This window comes from Hymenobacter segetis (assembly GCF_054776495.1).
Genome location: NZ_BAAHBV010000001.1, coordinates 141175 through 166043, shown reverse-complemented (window position 1 = coordinate 166043; position 24869 = coordinate 141175). Strand labels below are relative to the sequence as shown.

Here is a 24869-nt window from a genome sequence, read left to right as displayed (position 1 = left end):
TGGTGTGAAATCATTCTGCCGCTGCTGCCTGGGCTTGGTGCTGGCCCCCCTCCTGCTCGCCTTGCCCGCCTGCCAGCGCCCTGAAGAAGCCCCCAAGCCACTCGACCTGGTACCCCGGGAGAAAATGGCCCAGATGCTGGCCGACCTGCACCAGCTCGAAGCCCAGGTGGAAAGCAGCCGCCTCTCGCCCGATTCGAGCCGGGCGCTGTTCCTGGCCCAGCAGAAAAACCTGTATTGGAAGCACGAAGTCACCGACTCGGCTTTTCAGCGCAGCTACCGCTACTACGGCATCCACAACAAGGATTTGAACGAAATCTACGTCGGCGTTATCGACACGCTGACCCATCGGGAGGCCCGGCTCAACCCCGCCAAAGCCAACCAGCCCGCCGCCGACCAGTGGGGCCCGCCCCCCAAAACCAACTAAACCAGCCGCTGCCCATTGGGCACCGCACCGGCCACGGCGGCCAGCACAATGTGCCCGTCGGCATCGGCAAAGCCGGTTACCAGCACTTCGGAGCGGAATTTTCCAATCTGCTTGGGCGGGAAGTTGACCACGGCCAGCACCTGACGGCCCACCAGCTCCGCCGGCGTGTAGTGGTGCGTGATTTGGGCGCTGGACTTCTTGAGGCCGATTTCCGGCCCAAAATCAATGAGCAGCTGATACGCCGGCCGCCGCGCCTCTGGGAAGGTCCGCGCCTCTTGGATAGTGCCCACGCGCAGGTCCACACGCTCAAAGTCGGCCCAGGTGATGGGGGTAGTTGGGAAATTCATGGGCTGGGAATAAATAAACCAGAACGTCATGCTGAGCGCAGTCGAAGCATCTCTACCGCGCAAGTAAATCCTATCGATTGGATTACTCTCGCGGTAGAGATGCTTCGGCTGCGCTCAGCATGACCGTTCTTTTCAACAATTGCATCATCCCCGCCCCTACTGCACCGCAAACATCTTCAGCTGCTCCAGTTTCAGCTGCGTTTGCTTTTCCCAGGCGGCCTGGCGCACGGCGTTCAGGCCGTGGCCGGTTTCCTGGTCGTAGCGGTTCTGCTCGTTGTCCCAGGCCGCGTACACGGCTTTGGTCACGTTGTTGAAAGCCGGCTGGAGCTTGTTGCAATCGGCCTTCGCCGCGAAGGCCGCCAGCTTCTGGCGCATAAGGCGGGCATAGGCTTCAGTGATGTCGAAGTGTAACTGCTCGTGGCGCAACAGGGCTTCGGAAGCCAGCTTGGGGTTTTGAAACCACGACGTATTGGGGTCGAACGTGGCCGTCACGGTGGCGCTGAACACGAAGTCGCGGCAGGCCGCATTGGACTTGAGGTCGCTGGCCGTGGACGAGGCCAGCCGGTCCGAAGGCCCGGGATGGCCCTGGAAGTCGGCTATTGTGAGCCGCCGCGTGGCCGACCACGGGATGGGTGCTGCGGGCGCGGGTTTGGCCGTAGGGGCGGCCGCAGATTGGAGTTTCACAGCCGGGCCTTGCAGCAGCGCGGCGGCCGTTAAGAGCGTAGTTAGAACAGAAAGCATGGGTGCAAAATAAGAAGATGCCCGCAGCCGGCGCGAATTGCCGGCGGCCATAGCGCGAACCGTAGCGCGCAGGTTGTAGTTCGCACTACGGTACAGCTACCGGCTCAGCGATGTAACCCGGCGCAGTCTCGCGGCGGAAGCGCACGATGAGCACGCCCGCAACTATTGTGAGCCCCAGCAGCAGCCCCGTCCACACGCCCGGCGCGCCATAGTGCAGCCGAAAACCCAGGAAATAGCCCAACGGCAGCGCCACGGCCCAATACGCCAGCAAGGCCACCACGGAAGGCACTTTTACATCTTCCAGCCCGCGCAGTGCGCCCAGCCCCATCACCTGCAAGCCATCAGAAACCTGAAACAAGGCCGCGATGAGCAGCAGCGTGCCGGCCTGCGCCACCACGGCCGCATCGTGGCTATACAGCAGCGGGGCCTGATGCCGCAGGGCAATAAACAGCGCCCCCATCGTGGCCATAAACCCAAACCCCAGCACATACGCCGCGAAACCGGCCTGCCGGGCCGCTGGCATATCGCCGCCGCCCATTAGCTTGCCCACCCGGATGGTGGCCGCCGCCGCAATGCCGCTGGCCGCCATGTAGGTTATCGAAGCCAGGTTGATGGCCACCTGATGCGCCGCCAGCGGCACCGCACCCAGCCAGCCAATCATAATGGCCGCCGTAGCAAAAGCGCCCACTTCAAAGGCCATCTGCACGCCGATGGGCGCGCCGATATCGAACAGCCGGGCCAGCGTGGCCCAGTCGGGCAGCCAGCTATGCACGGCGGCGCGGTACTGATGCAGGCGCTGGGCCAGCAGCACATACGCCGCCATGAGGCCGGCCATGAGGGTGCGGGCAATGAGCGTGGCCCAGGCCGAGCCCATCAGGCCCATTTGGGGTGCGCCCCAATGGCCGAACACCAGCGCGTAGCACAGGGCGGCGTTCAGCACGTTGGCCAGCACCGAGAGCCACATAGCCTGCCGCGTAAGCCCCAGCCCCTCAGCAAACTCGCGGAAGCCCTGAAAAATCATCAGCGGCAAAAACGACCAGCTGATGACCCGCACCCAGGGCGCAGCCAGCGCCTCCACGGCCGGGGCCTGGCCGAGGTAGTGCATGAGCGGCGGCACCAGCTGGCCCAGCCCGGCCAGCGCCAGCCCGGCCAGCACACTCAGCCACACCGACGACACCAGGAGGCGGGCTAGGTCGGGCAGGTCGCGGCGGCCGTCGGCGGCGGCCACCAGCGGCACGCTGCCCATGCTCAGGCCAATGCCCAGAATCATGATGACGTTGGTGCTGTTCACGCCCAGGCTTACGGCGGCCAGCGGCACGGTGCCCGTGCGCCCCACCAGCACCGAATCGACAAAACTCACCATGATGTGCCCCAGCTGCGACAGCACCACCGGATACGCCAGCAGCAGCGTGGGCCGCAAATGAGGACGAATATTACTAAACATAATTCCCTGAAAAAGCCCGGCAAAGGTACGGGCGGGCCGCTCGCAAGGGGTTGCATCGATGTTGCGGGCCGATGTGGAGACGCGACTCTTCGCGTCTCGGCGTATGCGCCGTTTGGGAGTCATTCAACGCCAAGACGCGAAGAGTCGCGTCTCTACACACCCACCACGCTCCCGATAATGGCCAGCGCCCGCCGCAAATCGGCCTCCGCCACGGCGTAAGACAGGCGCAGGAAGCCGGGCGCGCCGCAGGTGGCTCCGTCCACCACTTCCACGCCGGCTGCGGCCAGCTGTCGCACCAGCGTGGCCGAGGCCTCCAGCGCCGGCAAGCCGGGCGCGAGGAAACGGGTGAAATCGGCGAAAACGTAGTAGGTGCCTTCGGGGGCGGCCACGGCGCGCGCGCCGGGCAGGGCCGCCAACCCATCGAGCAGCAGCTGCCGGGTGGGCTGCAATTGCGCACACAGCGCTGCGCCAATGGCTTCGGCGTGCTGCGTGGCGGCCAGCGCGGCCATTTGGGCCGGCACCGGCACCGCCAGGCCGGTGCTGAATATTCGCGCCGATACCGCCTGCGCCAGCGCGGGCGGGGCCACCAGGCAGCCTACGCCCCAGCCCGCCAGCGCCAGCGACTTCGAAAAGCCGCTCACCACCACGTGCCGCTCGTGCGGGCCGGGCAGCGCCAGCAACGTAGGCACCGGCTCCGCCCCGAAACTAATGCCTTCGTAAATCTCGTCGCTGAGCACCCAGAGGTCCGGAAATTCGGCCGTCACGGCCACTATTGCCGTCCACTCAGCCCGCGAATACACGCGGCCGGTAGGGTTATTGGGGTTGCTGATGATGAGCAGCCGCGTGGCCTGCGTGAGGGCTGCCCGCAGCGTTTCGGGCGTGAGGGCATAATTATCGGCCGCGCTGAGCGGCAGGGGGCGCAGCGCGCCGCCCGCCCGCCGCACCAGGTCGTAGAAGCCGAACCAGTTGGGCGTGGGCAGCAGCACGTCGTCGCCGGGCCGCAGCATTTCGCTGAGCAGGGCAAACAGACCGGCTTTGGTGCCGGCCGTCACCACCACCTGCTCGGCCGTGACGCTGGTGGCACCGCGCTGGCGGTAGCGGTAGGCTAGGGCTTCGCGCAGCTCGGGCAGGCCGGCCACGGGGCTCACGGGCAGCGGCTGGCCGTGCTGCCGGACGGGGCACAGGGCTTCATCGGCGGCGGCAAGGGCCACTTCGGGGACTGCAAAATTTCCGTAGCCGGAGGCGAGGCTGAGCATGGGGATTTTTCTGTTGGAGTTACCGCCGGTCATGCTGAGCGCAGTCGAAGCATCTCTACCGCTTCGTTGCTTCGATTGGATTACTCTCTCAGTAGAGATGCTTCGACTGCGCTCAGCATGACGGCCTGAACAGGTTAATTTCTTTCTGCGAGGTACTGGCAACCCTACCGCGCCGCCAGCACCACATCAGCAAAATCGGTGGCCGCATCGGTGAAATATTCAACCACGCGCAGACCGGCTTCGGCGGCCAGGGCTTCAATCTGGGGCAGGGTGAATTTGTAGGAGTTTTCGGTATGAATGACCTCCCAGGCCGCAAAATCGAAGGTTTCATCCAGCGCCTCCACGCGCACCTGCTGGGCGCGGGTGCTTACTAGGAAGGAGCGCACGGCCCCGTTCAGGGGGTTGTAATCGGTGTAGTGCTGCCAGTGGGCGAGGTCGAAATCAGCCCCCAACTCGCGGTTGAGGCGGGTGAGCAGGTTGAGGTTGAAGGCGGCCGTCACGCCCTGGGCATCATCGTAGGCCGCCCGGATGCGGCGCGGGTCTTTCTGCAAATCGAAGCCGATGAGCAGGCGGTCGGCCGGGGCCAGGGGCGCGGCCAGCTGGCGCAGAAAATCCAGCCGCTCGGCCGGGCCGAAGTTGCCGATGTTCGAGCCCAGAAACAGCACCGCTTTGCTGCCCGGCCGGGTGCGCAGCTGCGTGAGGGCCGTGGCATAGTCCTCCACCACCGGGGCCACATTCAGCGCCGGCAACTCCTGCTTGAGCGCGGCCACCAGCCCCGTCATGGCACCCGCCGAGATATCCACCGGGGCGTAGGTGAACGGGGTGCCGGCGGCTAGTAGCTCGCGCAGCAGCAGCTTGGTTTTGGCCCCGTCGCCAGCGCCCAGCTCCACCAGCGCGAAGTCGCCGCCGCCCGCCGGGCTCAGGGCCGCCGCGATGGCCGCGCCGTGCTCCCGGAAAATAGCAAACTCGGCACGCGTAGGGTAATACTCCGGCAAATCCATGATTTGCTGAAACAGGCGGCTGCCCGCGTCATCGTAGAAATACATCGACGACAAGGCTTTGGGCGTGCGGTGCAGGCCGTCGGCCACGTGCCGCGCCAGCTCGGTTGCGGTGGGGCTCAGAATAGAAGAAATGGGCATAGGATAAGCTGAAGAAACAAAGAAAGGCGGCAGCCCGCTTAGCGCGCCAGGCGAATGCCCGTGAACTGCCAGCGCTTGTCGGCGTGGAAAAAATTGCGGTAGCTGACGCGAATGTGGTTTTCGGGCGTGGCGCAGGAGCCGCCGCGCAGCACCAGTTGGTTCACCATAAACTTGCCGTTGTATTCGCCCAGCGCGCCGGCGGCGCGGGCGTAGCCGGGGTAGGCGTGGTAGGCTGAGTAGGTCCACTCCCAGCAGTCGCCCAGCAGCTGGTGGCACTGCGCGGGGTCGGCATCGGCAGGCAGGGGCTGCGGGTCGAAGAGGTTGCTTTCGAGCCAGGTACCGGCGCTGGTGGTGGCCCCGAAGTGGCGGGCGGCAGTTTCCCATTCGGCCTCGGTGGGCAGGCGTGCGCCCGCCCAGTTGGCATAGGCATCGGCCTCGTAAAAGCTGATGTGGGTGACCGGCGCGTCGGGCCGCACCGCCTGCAGGCCGTGGTGCGTGAAGCGGTGCCAGCCATCGGCGTGCCGCATCCAGTAGAGGGGCGCTTCCCAGCCCTGCGCCTGCGCCAAATCCCAACCTTCGCCCATCCAGTAGCGGAAATCGCGGTAGCCGCCGGCCTCGATGAACGCCTGAAATTCGGCATTGGTCACCAGGCGGTTTTGCAGCTCGAAGGGGGCCAGCAGCACGTCGTGCGCCGCCAGCTCGTTATCAAAGCAAAAGCCGCTTTCCTGAAAGCCAATCCGGTGCACGCCGCCGGGCACGGGCAGCCAGGATGCTGCTTTTGAGTTAGAAGTTAGCAGTGAAGAGTTAAGAGTTGGGGCAAGAGCATCAGCCGAATCAACCCTTAACTCTTCACTGCTAACTCTTACCTCAGCTAACTCCTCACCGATGTAAGCCGGGGCCAGCGGGCTGGTGCTGAGGATGTATTTGATGTCGGTGGCCAACAGCTCCTGGTGCTGCTGCTCGTGCTGGAGGCCCAGCTCCAGCAGCTCGAAGAAGACCGGGGGCAGGTCGCGCCGCTCGGTGAGGAGCTGGGTCAGCGCGGCGTCGACGTGGGCGCGGTAGGCCAGCACATCGGCCAGGGCCGGGCGCGAGAGCGTGCCCCGGTCGGCCCGGTTCACCCGCGAGCCCAGCGAGTTGTAGTAGGAATTGAACAGGTACGCGTAGTCCGGGTGAAACAGTTGGTAGCCGGGCGCGTACTCCGTCAGCAGGAAGGTTTCCCAGAACCAGGTGGTGTGGGCCAGGTGCCACTTGGGTGGGCTCACGTCGAGCATGGGCTGCACCACGGTGTCTTCGGGCAGCAGGGGCGCGCACAGGGCCTGGCTTTGGGCGCGCACAGCGCGGTAGCGGGCCAGCCAGACCGGGGCTACACGGGGGGCGGCGGGTGAAACGGGAGCGGGAGTCATAGCAAAAGAGCCGTGAAAAATAATCGGGCCTGCATCACTAACCGGATTAGCAGTTCGTAGGTTGTGGGACGAGGGCAAAATCCCGGAGCTGGCGGGGACGGTTTTGGCCCGATTAAACACGTAGAAACAGGTAGAAATACGTAGAAGCCCCTAGGTAAAAAGCGGTATTTACGCGTTGTTTTAGCAATAAAAGCAACAATTAAGAGTAAGAATGGTAGGTAATGTTGGTTATCCACACTACCATTGCAACATACCAAACCTTCTTTACTTAATCATATGAAAACCGCCGCCCTAACTGCCGAGCTAACCGCTGCTCCCGCACTGAAAAGCAATACCCGCCCTGCTAACCGCGTGGGCACCAAGAGCCGTCGCGGCTTCGCCGCCATGAGCCCTGAAACCCAGCGCCGCATTGCCAGCGAGGGTGGCAAAGCATCGCACGCCAGTGGCCGCGGCCACCGCTTCTCGGCCGATGAGGCCCGGGATGCCGGCCGAAAGGGTGGCCTCGTAAGCCGGCGCGGCAAAAGCGTCCAGGTAAAGTAAAGTACCGCCGCCACGGCCCACCGATGAGGCATGGCACGCATCTTTGCGCCATGCTTCATCTCCGCTTTTCACACCGCGCGCTGCGCTTCAATTTTTCGGCCCGCACGTCGCGCGGAGCCCTGGCCGAACATGTGGCCTGGTACCTCCACCTGGTCGATGATGCCTTGCCTATAGTGGAGGGCATCGGGGAGGCTGCCCCACTAGCGGGCCTCAGTCCCGATTATGGCCCCGATTTTCCCCGGGCCATTGCTAATTTGTGCCAACGCTTCAACGCCGGGGCATTGACTGCTTTTTCGGCAGCCGATGCCCCGGCGTTTGTGGGTCCGGGGTTGCCGGCACTCACGTTTGCCCTCGAAACCGCTGCGCTCGACCTGGGCCGGGGTGGGCGGCATCAGCTTTACGATAATGCTTTCAGCCGGGGCGAGGCGGCGCTGCCCATCAATGGCCTGGTGTGGATGGGCGACGCGGCCTTTATGCGGGAGCAAATTCAGCAAAAGCTGGCGGCTGGTTACTCCTGCCTGAAACTCAAAATCGGGGGGCTGGATTTTGCCACCGAGCTGGCCCTGTTGGCCGAAATCAGGGCCGTAGCGCCGCCCGAGCAGCTAACGCTGCGCGTGGATGCTAATGGCGCGTTTGCGCCGGCTGAAGCCCTGGGCAAGCTGGCGCAGCTGGCGGCGTTTGCTATCCATTCCATCGAGCAGCCCATTGCGGCAGGCCAGCCGGTGGCTCTGGCCGAGCTGTGCCGCACCTCCCCCATCCCCATTGCCCTCGATGAGGAGCTGATTGGCGTGACCGACCCGGCCCGGCAAGCCGCCCTCCTCGATGCGGTGCGGCCGGCCTACATCGTGCTCAAGCCCACGCTGCTGGGCGGCCACGCCGCCACCCGCCAGTGGATTGCGCTGGCCGAGGCGCGCGGCATCGGCTGGTGGATTACTTCGGCCCTGGAATCTAATGTTGGGTTGAATGCCGTGGCCCAGCTCACGGGCGAGTACGACGTGCACGGCTTTGCCCAGGGCCTAGGCACGGGCCAGCTCTATCACAACAACTTAACGGCCCCACTGCTCATCAGCGACGGGGCACTGCGCTACGCGCCCGAGGGCACCTGGGAGGCTCCCGGGTAGGCGCGAACGAATGGGCAATGCCGCAGATTCGATGACAGTTGGCACCCTATGTAAATAATGGCGCGTCTTTTCGCTTTATTTACCGGCCTGCTTGAGTTGTCCCGATTATGCGTAGCCCGCACGTAGTGTTTCTGCTGGTTGCCTGGGCCCTTTGCCGGGGGCTGCATTCGCCCGTTTGTGCCCAGCCCGCGCTGCCGCCTGGCCCGTTTGTGTTTGCCAAAGGCAAGCACCATCAGGCCACGCTGGATTTCCAGGTGCAGCGCAACCTATTGGTGGTGAAGATGCGCCTGAACGGGGCGGGCCCCTTCAATTTCCTGCTCGATTCCGGCGTAGGCATGTCCATCATTACCTCGCCACAGCTGGCCGACTCACTGCGCCTGCATCGGAAGGACTATTTTCGGGTAGTGGGCATGGGCGGCACCGATACCGGCCTGCTGGCCTACCAAACCGACAGCGTGCGCGTGGAGCTGCCCGGTGTGGTGGCTCCCCGCATGAGCTGGCTGGTGATGTCGGAGGACGTGCTCAACCTCTCGGGCTACGTGGGCGTGCCCATCAGCGGCATTCTGGGCTCCGAGCTGTTCCGCAGTTTCGTGGTCGCCATTCATTCGGAAACGACCACGCTGGTGCTCACCGACCCGGCCACTTACCGCGCCCCCCGCGGCAAGCGCTGGTCGAGCCTGCCGCTCTCGCTGGAAAACAACAAGGCGTATTTCACCGTGCCCGTGCAGCTCAACGATACGCTCACGATGCCGCTCAAGCTGGTGCTCGATACCGGGGCCAGCCACGCCCTGTCGCTGGAGCTGGACTCGGACCCGCGCATGACGGGCCCCGCCCGCCGCCTGCCCACCGACCTGGGCCGCGGTCTTTCGGGCACGGTGCAGGGCTTTTTGGGGCGGGTGCCCACCCTGCACCTGGGCCGCTACACCCTGCACTCGGTCCTCACCTCCTTCCCCGATGCCAGCGATGTCCACCGGCGCATCGACGTGCCGCGTAATGGCAACATCGGCTACGAGTTGCTGAAACGGTTTGCCCTCGTCATCGATTACCCCCACCGCCGGCTGCTGCTCCGCCCCAACGCCAAATTCCGGGAGCCGTTTGAGCACGATATGTCCGGCATTGACCTGCTGGCTACCGGCGAGGACTACCGCCGGTTTCTGATACTCCAGGTCATGCCCGACTCGCCGGCCGCCACCGCCGGCATCGAAGCCAATGAGGAGTTACTCAGTGTCAATTTCTTACCTGCCAACACTTTTTCATTGACGCAGCTCGACCGGATGCTGCACTCCGAAGACGGCCGCGTGCTCCTGCTCGTGCTGCGCCGGCCCGATGGCAACCTCCACACCACCACCCTGCGCCTCAAGCGTCAAATCTGATGCCTCGGGGTGCGGGCCGGGGGCTACCTTCGCGCTTCCATTCTCCTTTATTCTTCATTATGACAGCTCGACTTTTGATTCAGCTGGCCGCGATTTTTGGCGGTCTGGGCGTGGCCATCGGGGCCTTCGGGGCCCATGCGCTACACGATATGCTGGTAAAGGCCGGCCGCGCCGACACCTTCGAAACCGCCGTGCGCTACCAGTTTTACCACGCCCTGGCGGCCCTGGCCGTGGGCGTGCTCTGGGCCACCCGCCCCGAGCTGCGCAGCCTGGGCACCACGGGCGCGCTCTGGCTGGGCGGCATCGTGGTGTTCAGCGGCTCGCTCTATGCCCTGTGCTTCACGGGCGTAACCAAGCTGGGCGCGGTGGCCCCCTTGGGCGGGCTGCTTTTTCTGGCCGGCTGGGTGAGCCTTATTTTGGCCGTGCGCGAACTGTAAGCAATTTATTCAGGACGCAAAAAAGGCCGTCTGCTTGCGCAGGCGGCCTTTTTTATGGTGTTTTCAGTTCCGGCGAAAGCTTATTTCACTTTGGCTTTCAGCTTGGTGTCGCCTACTTTTTCTTTCACCTTCTTGCCGTTGTCCTTAACAGCGGGAGCAGCCATGGTCGAAATCGTTTCGGTGGCGGCGGGAGCAGCGCTGGCAGCGGCCGTGGTGGCCTCTTTCACTTCGCCAACCAGCGAAACGGTGGTGCTGCCGGCGGTGGCGTTCGATTCAATGGTCAGCACTTTGTTTTGCATGCCCATTTTGCCGGCCGAGTTGAAGTGGGCAGCAATGGTACCGGTTTTGCCGGGAGCAATCGGGGCTTTGGTCCACTCCGGGGTGGTGCAGCCGCAGCTCACGCCAATGTTGGAGATGACGAGGGGAGCCGTGCCCGTGTTCTTGAACTTGAACGTGTGGTCGACGGTACCGCCCTGCACCACGGAGCCGAAGTCGTACTTCACTTCTTCAAACGTGATGGCGGGGCCGGCCGTAGTGGCGGCTTTGGCAGCCGGAGCCTGGGCCTGGGCGGAGTAGGCGGCAGCGGTCAGGCTCAGGGCGAGAAGCAGGGTTTTTTTCATAAAATTCAAAAAGAAGAAACGGTGATGAGCTGAGGGATGAACAAATTTAGTGCTTTCGGGCGCACTCACAAATTTCTGACCAAACTAGCCAGCCCCGCCTGAAGACTTGGTGAAGTACCTTTTAACCAATTGGCTACCCTTTAAATTCTTTGGAGTACGGAAATTGCCGCGAAGCCTTGCGCATGATGGTGGTAATAATGGAGTTAGTATCGGAACCGAACCCGCGCGAAAGGCTTTTGTCGTACTTCCAGAGCAGCTCGCCGCTCTTGCCGTCGTTGATGCTGATGGCCAGCTTGCCCGTATTGGTAGGGCCCGAAAAGCCGCCCACCATCATCATGGCCACCGCGGCCCCGCCCGACATGGGCTGGCTGCTTTCGAAAGTGCCCGAAATCACGCCGTCGACGCCCAGCATCTGGGCGAGCTCCTCCATGGTCATGGCGGCCAGCTTATCGGTCGTTACGCCGTTTTTGGCCAGCAGCGCGTTGGTCCGGGCAATGTCCTGCACGTCAACGTCCATGTCTTTGTCGGATTTCTGCTTGAGAAAGTACGATTGCAGGGCGCTTTGCACGCCCCGGCCCTCCCGCTCTTCCAGCGCCCGCACGCCTTCGGCACCGCCGTTTTTCTTCACTTCGGCGGGCCGCAGCTGCAGCGTGGTGTGGAAGGGCAGCACCGCCAGGGTTTTGTGCTCTTTGGCCAGCTCCCGGAATTTGGGGTTGGTGTAGATTTCGCGGGTTTGGGCCGGAGCCAGCAGGGTTGCAAGCAGCACAAACAGCACTGCCAGGGAGAAGTGTTTCATGGGAAATGAATGAAAGGGGGTTTGTAGAAAAAAGTGGAAAAAATAAACACCGCAAGGTAGATATTTTCATCAGCAAATCCCCCTCCCGAACGAAATTATCCCTAGCCGTCGCTACTCCTCCTCCACCGGGTCGCTTATCAGCTTTTGCTGAAAATTGAGCAGAAACAGCCGCTCCGACGCCCGCGTGATGGCCGTGTAGAGCCAGCGCGCAAACTCGCCCGCCAACGGCTCGTCGGGCTTCAGAAAGCCGTGGTCGACGAACACGGCCTGCCACTGCCCGCCCTGCGCCTTGTGGCACGTTAGGGCGTAGGCGAACTTGATTTGCAGGGCATTGAGGTAGGGGTCTTTGCGCATTTCCTTGTAACGCTCGGCCTTGGTTTTGAGGTGGGCATAATCCTCGCTCACGGCCATATACAGAGCATTGTTGCGGTCCGAAGGCAGCGCCGGACTCTCGGTGTGCAGCGTATCGAGCAGCAGCTTGACTTCGATTTCGGGCTCGTCGGGATAATCCACGAGCCGCACCAGCGCTTGGGCAAAATGGAAGCCATACACCTCCTCGCGCCGAATCACCTTCCTGATTTCCAGGAAGTCGCCATTGGCCAGAAAGCCTATTTCTGACTCCTTCGGCAGCCAGTAGTAGTTGTTGCGCACCACCATCAAGTAGTCGCCGCCCTCAATCTCCTCCTCCGCATCAAACAATGCCCGCCGGATGAGCTGGTTATACTGATTAGCGTTGCGATTGGAGCGGCAGATAATGGTGGTGTTTTCGTGGCCGTACTGGCGGTAGGCCCAGCGCAGGCCGTCCTCCAGCTTGTCGCCACCCATCTTGAAAATATCGCGGAAGCCCTTGGTGTGCAGCTGGATGTTGGGTGCTTCCTCGCGCAGCTCCTCGCGCAATTCCGTAGCATTCACCAGAATACCCGACTGTTGGGCCTGGCGCATCACCTGGCGCAACTCCACGCTGCCCACTTCGGCCCGAAAGCGATGGGCCAGCAGCTCCGGGTCGAGGGCCGGGCTCAGGAGCTGGCCCACCGGCGGCAGCTGCGCCGTATCGCCGATAACGAGGAGCTTGTTGCTGGTTTTCTCAAACACGAAACCCATCAAATCGTCCAGCAAGCCGTTCTCGCCGAAGGCTTTCTCGTCCGAAATCATTGAGGCCTCGTCCACGATGTAGAGCGTCTGCTCGGCGCGGTTGGGCTGGCGCTGGAAGTTGAGCCGCTCGGAGGGCGAACCGCTGGTTTGGCGGTAAATCTTTTTGTGGATGGTGCTGGCGGCCACGCCCGCGTAGCCGGCCATCACCTTGGCGGCGCGGCCGGTGGGGGCCATCAGGGTGTATTTGCGCTGCATTTTGTGCAGCCATTGCACCAGGGCGCTCACCACGGTGGTTTTGCCGGTGCCCGCGTAGCCGCGCAGCACAAACACCTTACGCCCGGGCAGCTGGTCGCGCAAAAACGCATCAAGCTGCGTGAAGAGCAGGGCCTGGTCGTCGGTGGGTTCGTAGGGGAAGTAGTCGCGGACGGAGGGCGTGCGGAGGGAGAGCATTATTTTATTCGGTACAAATCACCACTTTCAAAGCCAGTATAAACAGGAATAGTGCCTCCTAAAAAAGAGGTTTGCACTGGCATTTTCCTTAATACTCTACCTAGCACATAAATAACCTCCAGAAGTATCCAGTACCATTCCCGTTCTTCATCCCCTGAAATGATAAGTTCTTTCGCAGCAAGAAATTCTGGAGGATTAGCGGCCCATTCGTCATCTTCTTCATCATAGAATTTCGAACCAGCCAAGTAGAGAACGTAGCCCTCTTCTACTTCACCAAGCCCAAAACGATAAGCAGAAATTCCACCAAGTGGTTTTTCACTCGTCAAAATCTCATGTAGCCAAGTTTCTACCTCAGCCTGAAAGGCAGCGGTGTCTTCCATCATTGTTTTTAGTACAAAGCCCAAATCTAAACCGGTTCAATCACCGCCATCGTGGCGCTGGCTTTGGCAATCATCAGGTCATCGCACCACACCTCGGCCTCGCAGAAGTGCAGGCGGCGGCCGGGTTTCAGCACCCAGCCGATGGCGCGGAGCTGGCGGCCCACGCCGGGGTGCAGGTAGGAGATTTTCAAATCGGAGGTGACCACGCCGAAAGTATCCGGCACCAGCGTCACGGCCGCGAAGCCGGCCACCAAATCGGCCAAGGTAGCAATGAGGCCACCGTGCGCGAAGCCGCGCTGCTGGAGGTGCTGATTTTCCAAGATAAGCTCGGCCTCGACGCGGCCGGGGGTGATAACCGTCAAATCGGCCCCAATGAGATGCATGAAGCCCTGCCCCAGCAGCTTGCGGCGGATGCGGGTTTCGAGGTCGGTGGTGGTAGCGGAAACGGGAGCGTGGTTTTCTGAAGACATTCATCAAAGATACTGGGGTAGGCCCCGCGCCCGTATCTTTCGGCGGCACAATTCAGCTTTCGCAATGGTCATGGAACAGGTCCCGGCAATGCAGTTTCTGGTGGCGGGCGCGCTGGGCCTGGGGCTGGCGGCGTGCAGCGGGTTTCGGGTATTTGTGCCGCTGCTGGCGGCCAGTATTGCCTACCACACCGGCTACCTCGCCCCGGCGGCGGGCTTTGCCTGGCTGGGCACCTGGGCGGCGCTGCTCACGCTGGCCACGGCCACGGTGGTGGAAGTAGCGGGCTACTACATCCCGCTGGTCGACCACCTGCTGGATACGCTGACCACGCCAGCTTCCTTCGTGGCCGGCACCATTCTGATGACCTCGGCTCTCCCCCACCTCGACCCCACACTGCGCTGGACGCTGGGCATATTGGTGGGCGGCGGCACGGCCGGCTTGGTGCAAACCGGCACCGCGCTGCTGCGGGGCACATCCACGGCCACCACCGGCGGCCTGGCCAACCCCGTGCTGGCCACCGCCGAAAACACGCTGGCCGTGGGCGGCGTGGCCATTACGCTGCTGCTGCCGCTGGTGGCGGCGGGACTGGTGGTGCTGCTCTTGGTGTTCATCCTGACCCGGCTGCGGCGCTGGCGAATGCGCCGCCGCGCAGCGACGCTGAGCCGGCTGGAGCAGAACCAACGCCAGACGCGCACATAAGCTACTTGTTAGCAAATATTTGCCTTGGGGCAGCTATCGATGGCGAAACAATGTCGTTTTGAAGGCGTTTGCCGTACAAGGCTGCCGCCTGATAACCCGACGGTCTTTCACCCTTCTCACCGAGCTATGCCCGATTCGCCGAATATTTCCCCCGACACCTTGCTTCAGGCATATTCAGGTAAAGTAAGGGTGCGGGTTGGCGGGCTGCTGGTGCGCGATGGCGGCATGCTGCTGGCGGCCCACCGCGGCCTGCTGCCGAAGGACGCGCCGTTCTGGTCGCCACCGGGTGGAGGCTGGCAGTTTGGCGAAAGCCTGAAGGAAGCCCTGGTACGGGAATTTCGGGAAGAAACCGGGCTGACGGTGCGGGTGGGGCGCTTTCTGCACCTGCACGAATTCAGCACCAATAAGCTGCAGGCCCTGGAGCTGTTTTTTGAAGTGGTAGCCGATGCGGATGCCCAACCCAAGCTCGGCCACGACCCCGAGCACGCCGCCGACCACCAGCTTCTCACGGAGCTACAGTGGTTTACGCCCCGACAGCTGATGCAATTTCCCCCGGCGCAGGTGCACCCATTGCTGCGCATGGTGCTCAGCCCCGACGACCTGTTCGTGCCCCAAGTTCGGTTCGTCTGATTACTCCCTTGGCAACTAAGGCGGAATTGAGGCGGTAATCAGCGGGTCCGGCTCTTGCCGGTTTTCGCGGCTTCTCCAAGTGCGGCCTTATCTTTAGCCCCGGCCATTGGCCTGCTTAGCTTCGATTCGTGCCTGCTCCTACTTCTTCAGCTTCTTCCGTGTCGCCGTCGGCGTTGCCGCCCCTGTTGCGCCTGCGCGATGAGACCTTTGACCCCGCCAATCTGGGGGCCTACAACTTGTACCTGCTGGCCAGCCCGGCCCGCCTGCAGGTGGCCGTAGCCGACGTGGAACGGCGCAAATTCGTAGTGCTCGAAGATTACCAGCTGCCCCTCGGCGGCGTGCCAGCTCTGGCCACTCAACATGATTTCCTGGGCCTGCGGGGCTGGAACGCGGTGCGGCTGGCCGTCACGGGCCGGGCTTTCACGCTGCTGCCAGCCCCGCTCTTCCGGGCCGGCGACGAGGCCGCGACCCTGCGCCTGCACCACACCCCCACCCCTACCGAAGTGGTGCGCCACACCACCCACCCCGGTCTGGAGCTGGTGAACGTATTTGCCGCCGATGCTACCCTGGCCGAATGGCTGACGGCCACGTACGGGGCCACCGGCCGCCTGCTGCACCACACCAGCGCGCTACTTGCAGGCTTAGTGCATCAGCGCGGCGCGGCATCTCCGCGCCGGCTATACCTAAACCCCGGCCCGCAGGAGCTGACGCTCGTAGTGCTGGGCCAGCACCTCGAATACTGCAACGTATTCCCCTGCACCACCGCCGAAGACGTGGTGTACTACACCATCCTCGTGATGCAGGAGCTGGCCCTCGACCCCGACCAGGACGATGTGACCGTGTGGGGCGAACTCACGCCTGATTCGGCTGTGTTCAGCCTGCTGCGCACGTATGTGCGTAACGTGCATTTCGGCACCCGGCCCGGCAACGTACAGTATAGCTACCGGCTCAACGACGTGTTTGAATACCGCTATTTCGACCTGTTCAGCCTGCATTTTGCCTGATAGCGCCATGCCCCGCACCGCCCTTTTCCCCGGTTCCTTCGACCCGTTCACCAATGGCCATCTCGACATTGTGCAGCGCGGGCTGGCACTGTTCGACCACGTCATCATTGCCATCGGCACCAACAGCAGCAAGCAGCGCTACCTGCCCGTGGAGCAGATGCAAGGCCTGATTGCCGGGTTATTTGAGGATGAGCCCCGAGTTTCGGTGCAAACTTTTAAAGGTCTCACGGCGGAATTTGCCCGCGAAAAAGGCGCCGGCTTCCTGTTGCGCGGCCTACGTAACAGTCCTGATTTTGAATACGAAAAGCCCATTGCCTACGGCAATCAGCATATAAATACCGGTCTGGAAACAGTGTTTCTACTCACCTCTCCCACCCTCGGGGCCATCAGCAGCACCATTATCCGCGACATCCATCGTTTTGGGGGCAATGTCGATGCGTTTCTGCCTTATGCGCTGCCGCCTCTGGCGCAATAGCGGGGTGGCTACTGGCTGAGTGCCAGTGCCAGCACCCGCAAACCCATGAGCTGCGTGGGGCGCTGGCGCTGAAAGAACGGCAGCACCAAATAATCCGGCGAATTGAGTTGCAGGCCGCTTCGGGTCATCAGCTCGTTTTCGTTGCTGCCCATCAGCAGCAGCTCATTCACCCGGCGCGTGCGGGCATCGTAGGCCACCACCATCGTCAGGCCGCGGCTTTGGAATAGCACAGTCGAATCCGGTCGCTCGTCGGAATGGATGGAGGGCACCCGCGTGGGGTCCACGAAGGAATCCGGCACCGGCAGGCGCGGCCCCAGTTGCTGGCTTATCGCATCGATGGACAGGGGCAGCAGGGCCGACACGTTCAGCTGCGGCAGTTTCAGGGCCGGCGCGGCTGCTGAGGGCGCGGCGCGGTCATGGTTGGGCTCGTGGGCACCCGAACAGGCCCCCACCCCAACCAGAAGCACACCAAGTATAAGTAGCTGAAACCGTTGCATCACCCGGCAATGTACGGTTATTTCCCGCTCGCCGGTTCTTTGGTGGCCTTGGGTTTGCCGGCCATTTCGCTCAGGTAGTGGCGCACCACCAGCGCAATGGAGGCGTAGGAATCTTCCAACTTGGCCAGCGCCTCCTGCGGCGACATCCAGCGCACTTCCTCGATATACTCCTCGGTCTGGGGCTTCATCAGGCTGTCATCGAGGCACTTCATGAGGTACCAGCTGGTTTTTTTCAGCATTTTATTGCCTTTGTAGGCGTAGCTGTGCCAAGTGCTGGGCAATTCCTCGCCGAGCTCCAGCTTGATGTTTGTTTCCTCCTCCACTTCGCGCAGGGCGCCCGCAGCCTGGTCCTCGTCGCTCTTGAGCTTGCCCTTGGGCAGGTCCCACTTGCCGAGACGATAAATCATGAGCACCTGGTCGCCTTTCACCACAAGTCCGCCGCCGGCTTTGGCGATTTTGAACTGGTCTTTGAAATGCAGGGTGATGAATTTTTTCTTTTTGACCAGCATGGTCAGCGATTTCAGCTTTTTCAGCTTCTTCACCTCCATCAGGCGCAGCAGACGGTCGATGAACAGCGGGCCCGCGTCGCGCACCAGCACGTCGCCCACCAAGTCCTTCGACGTAAAATCATCGTCGGGGCTGAGAATGAGGTCAAACTTGTGCTTGTACACTTTTTCGCTGAGTTTCTTGATAACCAGCGGAATGTCGTTGATGAAAATGTTCATCGGAAGAAGCGAATTGAGGGAAGACGTCGGGCAAAAGCAGGCCGCCGACGTCAGGAAAAAAAATTAAGAGGCTGGTCGGTGGCAGCGGCTGCAAGATACGGGAATGGGCTGATTTGCCGGCCGCCCCCATCTTTGCGGCATGACACGTATTGGCCTGCTTTCCGACACCCACGGCTACTTCGACGAGCGAATTGCGCATCATTTGCGCGATTGCGACGAAATATGGCACGCCGGCGATTTCGGCGATGCCCGTGTGGTGGACGAATTGCAGGCCTTAGTGCCGCGCTTTCGGGGCGTGTACGGCAATATCGACGGCACGGACGTGCGCCGCACCCAACCCCTGGTTCAAGACTTTGAAATTGAGGGACTGCGGGTCTTAATTACCCACATTGGCGGCTACCCGGGGCACTACGCGCCGCCAGCACGGCCCCTGCTCGACCAAGTGCGGCCGGGGCTGTTCATCACCGGGCACTCGCACATTTTGCGGGTAATGCCCGACCCGCGCCGCCACCTGCTGCACCTGAACCCCGGCGCGGCCGGGCGGCATGGCTTTCACCAGGTTCGCACGCTGTTGCGCTTTGGTATTGAGGCCGGCAAAGTGGTGGATTTGCAGGCCGTGGAACTGGGTAAGCGCGCGGGCTAGTGGCCCGTTTGTCATTGCGAGTGGAGCGCAGCGGAACGCGGCAATCCGTCCTGTAAAAACCAGACACTTTCTTTTACCAGAAAGCCCCGACACTGCGTAGAATTGGGGCTTTTCGTTTCAAAAATGGCTTTATCACATCTCGGGGTTAGTCGCTCGTGAGAGGACGGACTGCCGCGTTCCGCTGCGCTCCACTCGCAATGACAGACGATACCCGCGCCGCCCATGAGAAAACCAACAAGCCCCGCGACCTGCAAAACAGGAAACGGGGCTTGTCGAATTTTTGGGCTTGCCAGCAAAACCGGCCGAATTGCTTCGGCCTAGCACAATGACAAACAGAAAATTACTTACAGAGCAATTTCAGGCTTGGGGTGCTCACCTTCCTGACCATCGGCGTTCACCGGCTTGGTCACGGCATCAGCTGCGTCGAAAGCGGCGGCGTTGTCAGCCACTTCAGCGGTTTTAGCGGCCTTCTTGGCGGGGGCTTTGGCAGCGGGAGCGGCGGCAGCGTCGGTGGTGAAGCGCGACTTCAGCTCTTCCAGGTCCACGTTTTTCAGGACGGGCGTGCGGAGCAACTCCTTGATGATGTGCTGCTTGTTGTTGGCGCGGGCAATGTTCTTGCGGTGCTTGCGCTTGAGGCGGGTAACGGTCATGGTGCCGGAATGATTAGAGTCTAGGGCTTACGAAACGGAGGGCAAAAGTAGGGCTTTCATTTTGAAAGTGCAAGCCCAGAAGGCATTTTGCTGAATTACTGCATATTCGGACGGGGGCCGGCCGCTGGGTTTCGGGCGCTACTTTTGCCCCGGCCCTCTGGCCCGGCCTAGGGGCTTCGTAGCGCTGGTTTGCGGCGCTGGAGCTTGCCGGGCGGCTTTTGCCACATCATTTTCCTCCGGCTCCTTCCTTATATCTCAAGTTATGCCAACTGAAAACCCTGCACTTCCCCTGGTCGATTTGCGCTCCGATACCGTGACCCGCCCCACCCCCGCCATGCTGGCCGCCATGTGGGCCGCGCCCGTGGGCGACGACGTGTATGAGGAAGACCCCACCGTGCGCCGGCTCGAAGAAGCCGCCGCTGCCCGTTTCGGCTTGGAGGCCGGCCTGTTTTGCCCCTCAGGCACGATGACCAACCAGATTGCCATAAAAGCGCACACCGAGCCGCTGAGCGAGGTGATTTGCGAGCAGACGGCCCACGTTTATTTGTGGGAAGTGGGCGGCATTGCCTTCCACTCGGGCGCGTCGGTGGCGCTGCTGGCCGGTGAGCGGGGTCGCCTCACGGCCGCGCAGGTGGAGGCTGCCATCCGGCCTGAAAACGTGCACTACCCCACCACGCGCCTTGTGTGCTTGGAGAACACGCACAACCGGGGCGGCGGCAGCTGCTATGCTTTGGAGGATTTGAACGCCATCAGCGAAGTGGCGAAAAAGCATGGCTTGGCGCGGCACTTGGACGGGGCGCGCATTTTCAATGCGCTGGTGGCCACCGGGCAGCGCAGCGAGGATTATGGGCAGTTGTTCGACTCGATTTCGGTGTGTTTGAGCAAAGGACTTGGCGCACCGGTAGGCTCGGTGCTGCTGGGCTCGGCCGATTTTATTAAGAAGTGCAAGCGCATCCGCAAGGTGATGGGCGGCGGGTGGCGGCAGGCCGGCTACCTGGCCGCCGCCGGCCTTTTTGCGCTCGAAAACCACGTTGACCGCTTGGCCGACGACCACCGCCGCGCCGCCCAGCTGGCCGCGACCCTGCGCCTGCAGCCCTACGTGGCCGAGGTGCTGAACCCGGAAACCAACCTCGTCATTTTCCGCCTGCACGACACCCAGCCTGCCGCCGAATTCCTGGCTGCGCTGGAGGCGCAGGGCATTCGGGCCAGCAGCTTCGGGCCGCAGTGGATTCGGTTCGTGACGCATCTGGATGTGGACGATGCGATGGTGGCGCGCATTGAGGCGGCGCTGGCGGGAATATCGTAAGACAGATACCGTCACCCGTATACCGTCATGCTGAGCGCAGCCGAAGCATCTCTACTGCTTCGTTGCATTCGGTATTGAATTACTGCTGCGGTAGAGTTGCTTCGGCTGCGTTCAGCATGACGGCATTTTTCTCATTCCTCCCCAACTACCTTGGACCTCTACACCGCCCTTGCGCTTCTGCTCGTCATCGCCGCAGCTTTTGCCTACGTCAATCTGCGTTTTCTCAAAATGCCCACTGCCATCGGGCTGATGGTGCTGGGGCTGGTGGCGTCGCTGGGGCTGGTGGGGCTGGCGCAGTTTGAGGTGAAGCCTGTGCTGGAGTTTGCGAAGCTGGTGAACCGGCTCGATTTCAGCACCATCGTGATGCAGGTGATGCTGGGGTTTCTGCTGTTTGCGGGCGCTATTCACGTCGATACCCGGCGGCTGGGGCGGCTGCGCTGGCCGGTAAGCGTGCTGGCGCTGGTGGGCACGCCGCTGAGCACGGGCCTGGTGGCCGGGGCCATGTACCTGCTGCTGCCGTGGTTTGGGCTGCCCACGCCGTTTATTTATTGCCTGCTGTTTGGGGCGCTGATTTCGCCGACTGACCCCGTGGCGGTGCTCAGCATCCTGACCAAAGCCAACATCCCGAAATCATTGGAAACGAAGATTGTGGGCGAGTCGCTGTTCAACGACGGGGTGGGCGTGGTGCTGTTTGTGGTGACGCTGGAAGTGGCCCTGCTGGGGCCGGGCGACGTGACACTGCCCCACGCCCTCGGCATTTTCCTGCGCGAAACGGTGGGCGGGCTGGCCCTGGGCACGGCCCTGGGGCTGGGCACGGGCTGGCTGCTGCGCACAATCGACAACTACCAGGTGGAAGTGCTCATCACGCTGGCGCTGGTGGCGGGCGGCACGGCCCTGGCCACGTATCTGCACACTTCGGGGCCGCTGGCGATGGTGATGGCCGGGCTGCTGGTGGGCCATTTCAGCCGCAGTGGGGGAATGCTTTCGGATGCGTCGCAGGACTACGTGGACAAGTTCTGGGAGCTGATTGATGAGGTACTGAACGCGCTGCTGTTTGTGCTGATGGGGCTGGAAGTGCTGGTGCTGCACATTCCCGGGCGCACGGTGCTGGCAGGGGTGGCAGCCATAGTGGTGGTGCTGGTGGCACGGCTGGCGGCGGTGGCCCTGCCGCTGGGGCTACTGCGCATCCGGTCCACGTTCCGGGCTTCCGACCACAGCCTGACCGTGCTGACTTGGGGGGGATTGCGTGGAGGCCTCTCGGTAGCGCTGGCCCTGAGCCTGCCCGCCACCATGCCGCGCGAGCTGCTGGTGGGCATCACCTACGTGGTGGTGGTGTTTTCGATTATCGGCCAGGGCCTGACCATCGGGCCGCTGGTGCGCTGGCTGGGCGTGGCGCAGCCGAAGACCGATGAGGTAGAAAAACACGCTTAAAACGCATTTAGAAGGACCTTTCCACTCCCTTTTCACTGTTTTCAAGGCCATGAATCTATTCATCATCGGCGATGTACACGGCTGCTTTCACACCTTCAGCAAGATGCTGAAACGCTGGGACCCTGCCACCGACCACCTCATTCAGGTCGGCGATTTGGTGGACCGGGGAGCCTGCATTCCCGAAACCGTGGAGCTGGCCCGCCAGCTGAACGAGCAGTACCCCGAGTCTACCACCTTCCTGATGGGCAACCACGAGGACGCGCTGCTGCACCATTTCAGCCCCCAGGGCCCCTACCCAGGCTGGCTGAACTGGGGCGGCCGCAGCACCACCGAGCAATATAAACTGCAGCCCAAGCTGCTGGCCCAGCACCTGCCCTGGCTGGAACAACGACCCCTGCTGTGGCAAAACGACCACGTGCTGGTGAGCCACGCCGGCCTGGCCGACATTCCGCTGGCCGTGGCCATGGACCGCGACAGCTCCGACGGCATTCTGTGGCGGCGCGGGCCGCTGCAGCGGCTTCCGCAGCTGCAAGTGGTGGGCCATACCCCCATGGAGGACGGTGAACCCATTCACGACCCCGATTCCCACACCATGTACATCGACACGGGCGCGGTGTTCGGGCGCAACCTCACGGGCCTGCGCCTCTCCCCCGTCGGCGACGTGCTCGACATTATTACGCTGCCCGTTAATCCCGACGATTTGTTGGACAAGGCCCGCTTCACCCATATTTCGCCCCGCTAAATGCTCAACCAAGCCGCCATCGAACACCTTTCGGCCGCCGACCCGATTCTGGGCACGGTCATCGCCAATGGCCGCGACATTCCCCCGCGCCCCCACGAAGACCTGTACTTGGCCCTGCTGCGCGCCATCGTGGGCCAGCAGATTTCGACCAAAGCGGCCGCCGCAATCTGGAAGCGCTTTCAGTCATTGTTTCCGCCCGAGGGCTACCCGGAGCCGCGCGAAGTGCTGGCCCTGAGCGAGGACGAGCTGCGAGCCGCCGGCCTCTCGCGCCAGAAAGCCGGCTACCTCAAAGCCATTGCCGAGTACAACGAACGCGGCCTGCTCGACTACGAGCACCTTACCAGCCTCTCGGAAGAAGCCTTCACCCAGCACCTCACCGCCATCAAAGGCGTGGGCCGCTGGACCGCCCAGATGCTCCAGATGTTCGCCCTCGACCAGCCCGACGTGTTTGCCGAAGGCGACCTGGGCGTGCAGAACGCCATGCGCAAGCACTACGGCCTGGAAGAAACCGGCCGCGCCCTGCAAAAACGCATGATTCTCATTGCCGAGCCTTGGCGGCCCTACCGCTCCCTGGCCTGCAAATACCTGTGGCAGAGCCTCGACAACGGCACCCAGATTCCGCCCACGGCGTAAGGAAATTCGATAATTAAAAAGAACGGTCATGCCGAGCGCAGCGAAGCATCTTGCCCGCCACCACGAATCCCATCAATTGGATTGCGTTGGGCGGTAAAGATGCTTCGCTGCGCTCGGCATGACCGTTCTTAATTATCCTTCATTAACCTACCGCTCCTTTACCACCGCTTGCTCGACGCCCAGCTGGAAGGTTTCTTCCTGCAGGAATAATTCGCCCTGCTGACGCAGGATGGCGATGTTGTTTATCTCGATTTTCAGGTTGTAGGTTTCTTCATTGAGGAAGCTCAGGACCGGACCGAGCAGGTCGGCGGTGGTGTCGTGCAGGGCCAGGGAGATGTGCGGCAGCCAGCAATCGGGGCCGCTGAACTTGTCGGTGCGCAGGCACAGCGGCGCGGTGGCCTCGATGATGCGGTGGTGCAGGGCATTGAGGGCATCGGAGCGCAGCACGGGGATGTAGATGACCGGCCGCTCGCCCGGAAACACGCCCAGGCCGGTGGTGAAGGCCGAAAAGGGCTCGGTGGTGGCGGCCACGTCGGCCAGCACCTCCTTCAAGGCCGAGAGCTTGTGCACGCCGGCCAGCTGGTAGGTGAGGTGCGGGTCGGGGGTGGCCTGCACGTCGTCGAGGCCGAATTTTTTCTCCAGCTTCTTGATGATGCGGTTGATGAGCGCGGCGTGCGGTGCCGTGAGCAGGGTGGTGATGGCAAGCATATGGGGCGGGGGCCAATCAAGGTTTTCGGCGGGGCAGCCGGCCAGAAAATCGGGCTGAGTCATCGGTATGCTGCTTACGGGAGTACGGCCAAGTAGATACACGGGCGGGCTTATTTGCGGTCCTGCATGGCTTGATTGAACTGCTGGCTCTGGCCGCGCGGGATGCTTAGCGACTGAAAATCATCGCCCCGAATGATTTTGGCCAGCTGCACCACCTGCCCCACATGGTAGGCGTAGTGGGCCACCTGGCGCTGCACGGCCTCCAGCACCGTGTGCGCCTCGCCCCGAATGGTGACGGTGCGCAGCAAATCGGCGGGTTGCAACGTCTCTAATAAATCGAACAGGACTTGCCACGCGGCCTCCCACTCCTGCCGCAGCGCCGGGATGCCGGCCGCGTCGCGAGGCTCCTCGAATTCCTGGTCGCGCTGGCGGGTGGGCTTTTCGCCGTCGGTGGTCAGGAAATCGGTGAAGCGCGAGCGCAGGTTGCCCGCCATGTGCTGCACGATGACGGCGGCGCTGTTGCTGCCCGGCGCGGGTTGATTGAGCCACTCGGCATTATTGAGCTGGGCCAGGGCACGGTCGGCCAGGGTTTTATACTGGTGAAACGTCTGGCGGAAGGACGCCAGCAGGGCCGCGCCCGGGGCGTCGGCGGCGGAGGGGGTAGGCATGGGCTAAAAGTAGTGAATCCGGCCGAA

At 62.4% G+C, this 24869-nt stretch carries 30 protein-coding genes; 14 read left to right on the top strand and 16 right to left on the bottom strand.

What is annotated here, in order from left to right:
- The first annotated feature begins 4 nt into the window (after nucleotides 1-4).
- Nucleotides 5-424, top strand: a complete 420-nt coding sequence (locus ACYU70_RS00815; RefSeq protein ID WP_342296225.1) for a DUF4296 domain-containing protein — start codon at nucleotides 5-7, stop codon at nucleotides 422-424.
- On the opposite strand, the gene ACYU70_RS00810 is transcribed toward ACYU70_RS00815, so the two are convergent.
- The 6 genes from ACYU70_RS00810 to egtB form a co-directional block, all read right to left on the bottom strand.
- Complete coding sequence (locus ACYU70_RS00810; RefSeq protein WP_342296227.1) at nucleotides 421-771, bottom strand: tRNA-binding protein; 351 nt, start codon at nucleotides 769-771, stop codon at nucleotides 421-423. The two genes, ACYU70_RS00815 and ACYU70_RS00810, sit on opposite strands and share 4 nt — an antisense overlap.
- A gap of 156 nt (nucleotides 772-927) precedes the next feature.
- On the bottom strand, nucleotides 928-1512 hold the full coding sequence (locus tag ACYU70_RS00805) for a DUF922 domain-containing protein (protein WP_342296229.1): 585 nt from the start codon (nucleotides 1510-1512) through the stop codon (nucleotides 928-930).
- An 85-nt stretch (nucleotides 1513-1597) separates the two neighbouring features.
- Nucleotides 1598-2956 carry an MATE family efflux transporter gene (locus ACYU70_RS00800; protein ID WP_342296230.1) on the bottom strand — a complete coding sequence of 453 codons (1359 nt, stop codon included), beginning with the start codon at nucleotides 2954-2956 and terminating at the stop codon, nucleotides 1598-1600.
- Nucleotides 2957-3108: 152 nt separating this feature from the next.
- Nucleotides 3109-4212, bottom strand: a complete 1104-nt coding sequence (locus tag ACYU70_RS00795; protein WP_342296231.1) for a pyridoxal phosphate-dependent aminotransferase — start codon at nucleotides 4210-4212, stop codon at nucleotides 3109-3111.
- A gap of 164 nt (nucleotides 4213-4376) precedes the next feature.
- On the bottom strand, nucleotides 4377-5351 hold the full coding sequence (gene egtD, locus ACYU70_RS00790) for an L-histidine N(alpha)-methyltransferase (RefSeq protein ID WP_342296232.1): 975 nt from the start codon (nucleotides 5349-5351) through the stop codon (nucleotides 4377-4379).
- A 38-nt stretch (nucleotides 5352-5389) separates the two neighbouring features.
- Nucleotides 5390-6754, bottom strand: a complete 1365-nt coding sequence (gene egtB / locus ACYU70_RS00785; protein WP_342296234.1) for an ergothioneine biosynthesis protein EgtB — start codon at nucleotides 6752-6754, stop codon at nucleotides 5390-5392.
- 276 nt (nucleotides 6755-7030) lie between these two features.
- Between egtB and ACYU70_RS00780 the strand changes: the two genes are divergently transcribed.
- The 4 genes from ACYU70_RS00780 to ACYU70_RS00765 all read left to right on the top strand — a co-directional run bounded on the left by ACYU70_RS00780 (nucleotide 7031) and on the right by ACYU70_RS00765 (nucleotide 10225).
- Complete coding sequence (locus ACYU70_RS00780; RefSeq protein ID WP_342296236.1) at nucleotides 7031-7294, top strand: KGG domain-containing protein; 264 nt, start codon at nucleotides 7031-7033, stop codon at nucleotides 7292-7294.
- A gap of 50 nt (nucleotides 7295-7344) precedes the next feature.
- Nucleotides 7345-8415, top strand: a complete 1071-nt coding sequence (locus ACYU70_RS00775) for an o-succinylbenzoate synthase (protein ID WP_342296237.1) — start codon at nucleotides 7345-7347, stop codon at nucleotides 8413-8415.
- Nucleotides 8416-8522: 107 nt separating this feature from the next.
- Nucleotides 8523-9788 (top strand): aspartyl protease family protein, encoded by a 1266-nt coding sequence (locus ACYU70_RS00770; RefSeq protein WP_342296238.1) that lies wholly within the window; start codon nucleotides 8523-8525, stop codon nucleotides 9786-9788.
- A gap of 59 nt (nucleotides 9789-9847) precedes the next feature.
- Nucleotides 9848-10225: a DUF423 domain-containing protein gene (locus tag ACYU70_RS00765; protein WP_342296240.1), complete on the top strand. Its 378-nt coding sequence runs from the start codon at nucleotides 9848-9850 to the stop codon at nucleotides 10223-10225.
- Nucleotides 10226-10305: 80 nt separating this feature from the next.
- Here ACYU70_RS00765 and ACYU70_RS00760 read toward each other — a convergent pair whose 3' ends face one another.
- The 5 genes from ACYU70_RS00760 to ACYU70_RS00740 all read right to left on the bottom strand — a co-directional run bounded on the left by ACYU70_RS00760 (nucleotide 10306) and on the right by ACYU70_RS00740 (nucleotide 14033).
- Nucleotides 10306-10845: a DUF1573 domain-containing protein gene (locus ACYU70_RS00760; RefSeq protein ID WP_342296242.1), complete on the bottom strand. Its 540-nt coding sequence runs from the start codon at nucleotides 10843-10845 to the stop codon at nucleotides 10306-10308.
- A gap of 133 nt (nucleotides 10846-10978) precedes the next feature.
- Nucleotides 10979-11641 (bottom strand): DUF4136 domain-containing protein, encoded by a 663-nt coding sequence (locus tag ACYU70_RS00755; protein WP_342296244.1) that lies wholly within the window; start codon nucleotides 11639-11641, stop codon nucleotides 10979-10981.
- Nucleotides 11642-11752: 111 nt separating this feature from the next.
- On the bottom strand, nucleotides 11753-13183 hold the full coding sequence (locus tag ACYU70_RS00750) for an ATP-dependent DNA helicase (protein ID WP_342296245.1): 1431 nt from the start codon (nucleotides 13181-13183) through the stop codon (nucleotides 11753-11755).
- Nucleotides 13183-13566 carry a hypothetical protein gene (locus tag ACYU70_RS00745; protein ID WP_342296246.1) on the bottom strand — a complete coding sequence of 128 codons (384 nt, stop codon included), beginning with the start codon at nucleotides 13564-13566 and terminating at the stop codon, nucleotides 13183-13185. Before ACYU70_RS00745 ends, ACYU70_RS00750 begins: the two co-directional genes overlap by 1 nt.
- A gap of 23 nt (nucleotides 13567-13589) precedes the next feature.
- Nucleotides 13590-14033 carry a PaaI family thioesterase gene (locus ACYU70_RS00740; protein ID WP_342296247.1) on the bottom strand — a complete coding sequence of 148 codons (444 nt, stop codon included), beginning with the start codon at nucleotides 14031-14033 and terminating at the stop codon, nucleotides 13590-13592.
- 70 nt (nucleotides 14034-14103) lie between these two features.
- Here ACYU70_RS00740 and ACYU70_RS00735 point away from each other — a divergent pair, with 70 nt between their 5' ends.
- The 4 genes from ACYU70_RS00735 to coaD all read left to right on the top strand — a co-directional run bounded on the left by ACYU70_RS00735 (nucleotide 14104) and on the right by coaD (nucleotide 16839).
- Nucleotides 14104-14730, top strand: a complete 627-nt coding sequence (locus tag ACYU70_RS00735; protein WP_342296249.1) for a DUF4126 domain-containing protein — start codon at nucleotides 14104-14106, stop codon at nucleotides 14728-14730.
- A gap of 126 nt (nucleotides 14731-14856) precedes the next feature.
- A complete protein-coding gene (locus tag ACYU70_RS00730) occupies nucleotides 14857-15360 on the top strand; it encodes an NUDIX hydrolase (protein WP_342296251.1) in 504 nt (167 codons plus the stop codon).
- A gap of 128 nt (nucleotides 15361-15488) precedes the next feature.
- Nucleotides 15489-16364 carry a DUF3822 family protein gene (locus tag ACYU70_RS00725; protein WP_342296252.1) on the top strand — a complete coding sequence of 292 codons (876 nt, stop codon included), beginning with the start codon at nucleotides 15489-15491 and terminating at the stop codon, nucleotides 16362-16364.
- A 7-nt stretch (nucleotides 16365-16371) separates the two neighbouring features.
- Nucleotides 16372-16839 (top strand): pantetheine-phosphate adenylyltransferase, encoded by a 468-nt coding sequence (coaD, locus tag ACYU70_RS00720; protein WP_342296254.1) that lies wholly within the window; start codon nucleotides 16372-16374, stop codon nucleotides 16837-16839.
- A gap of 8 nt (nucleotides 16840-16847) precedes the next feature.
- Here coaD and ACYU70_RS00715 read toward each other — a convergent pair whose 3' ends face one another.
- Both ACYU70_RS00715 and ACYU70_RS00710 read right to left on the bottom strand, forming a co-directional pair.
- A complete protein-coding gene (locus tag ACYU70_RS00715) occupies nucleotides 16848-17306 on the bottom strand; it encodes a hypothetical protein (protein ID WP_342296255.1) in 459 nt (152 codons plus the stop codon).
- Nucleotides 17307-17353: 47 nt separating this feature from the next.
- Entirely contained in the window at nucleotides 17354-18061 is a 708-nt protein-coding gene (locus ACYU70_RS00710) for an NUDIX hydrolase (protein ID WP_342296256.1), read from the bottom strand.
- A 139-nt stretch (nucleotides 18062-18200) separates the two neighbouring features.
- Here ACYU70_RS00710 and ACYU70_RS00705 point away from each other — a divergent pair, with 139 nt between their 5' ends.
- Nucleotides 18201-18704, top strand: a complete 504-nt coding sequence (locus ACYU70_RS00705; protein ID WP_342296257.1) for a metallophosphoesterase family protein — start codon at nucleotides 18201-18203, stop codon at nucleotides 18702-18704.
- Nucleotides 18705-19048: 344 nt separating this feature from the next.
- Here ACYU70_RS00705 and ACYU70_RS00700 read toward each other — a convergent pair whose 3' ends face one another.
- Nucleotides 19049-19354: a hypothetical protein gene (locus ACYU70_RS00700; protein ID WP_342296258.1), complete on the bottom strand. Its 306-nt coding sequence runs from the start codon at nucleotides 19352-19354 to the stop codon at nucleotides 19049-19051.
- A 262-nt stretch (nucleotides 19355-19616) separates the two neighbouring features.
- On the opposite strand from ACYU70_RS00700, the gene ACYU70_RS00695 reads away from it, so the two are divergent.
- From ACYU70_RS00695 to ACYU70_RS00680, 4 genes are all read left to right on the top strand, one after another.
- Nucleotides 19617-20660, top strand: a complete 1044-nt coding sequence (locus ACYU70_RS00695; protein ID WP_342296259.1) for a threonine aldolase family protein — start codon at nucleotides 19617-19619, stop codon at nucleotides 20658-20660.
- A gap of 150 nt (nucleotides 20661-20810) precedes the next feature.
- Complete coding sequence (locus tag ACYU70_RS00690) at nucleotides 20811-22091, top strand: cation:proton antiporter (protein ID WP_342296260.1); 1281 nt, start codon at nucleotides 20811-20813, stop codon at nucleotides 22089-22091.
- A 49-nt stretch (nucleotides 22092-22140) separates the two neighbouring features.
- A complete protein-coding gene (locus ACYU70_RS00685) occupies nucleotides 22141-22833 on the top strand; it encodes a metallophosphoesterase family protein (RefSeq protein WP_342296261.1) in 693 nt (230 codons plus the stop codon).
- The gene (locus ACYU70_RS00680) at nucleotides 22834-23466 is read left to right on the top strand and encodes a DNA-3-methyladenine glycosylase family protein (RefSeq protein WP_342296262.1); all 633 of its coding nucleotides are present in this window, start codon (nucleotides 22834-22836) and stop codon (nucleotides 23464-23466) included. It abuts the gene before it with no gap.
- Nucleotides 23467-23613: 147 nt separating this feature from the next.
- Here the strand turns inward: ACYU70_RS00680 and ACYU70_RS00675 are convergent, their stop codons facing one another.
- Both ACYU70_RS00675 and ACYU70_RS00670 read right to left on the bottom strand, forming a co-directional pair.
- A complete protein-coding gene (locus ACYU70_RS00675) occupies nucleotides 23614-24237 on the bottom strand; it encodes a 2'-5' RNA ligase family protein (RefSeq protein WP_342296263.1) in 624 nt (207 codons plus the stop codon).
- Nucleotides 24238-24284: 47 nt separating this feature from the next.
- Nucleotides 24285-24842: a DUF1572 family protein gene (locus ACYU70_RS00670; protein ID WP_342296264.1), complete on the bottom strand. Its 558-nt coding sequence runs from the start codon at nucleotides 24840-24842 to the stop codon at nucleotides 24285-24287.
- Nucleotides 24843-24869: the final 27 nt, after the last annotated feature.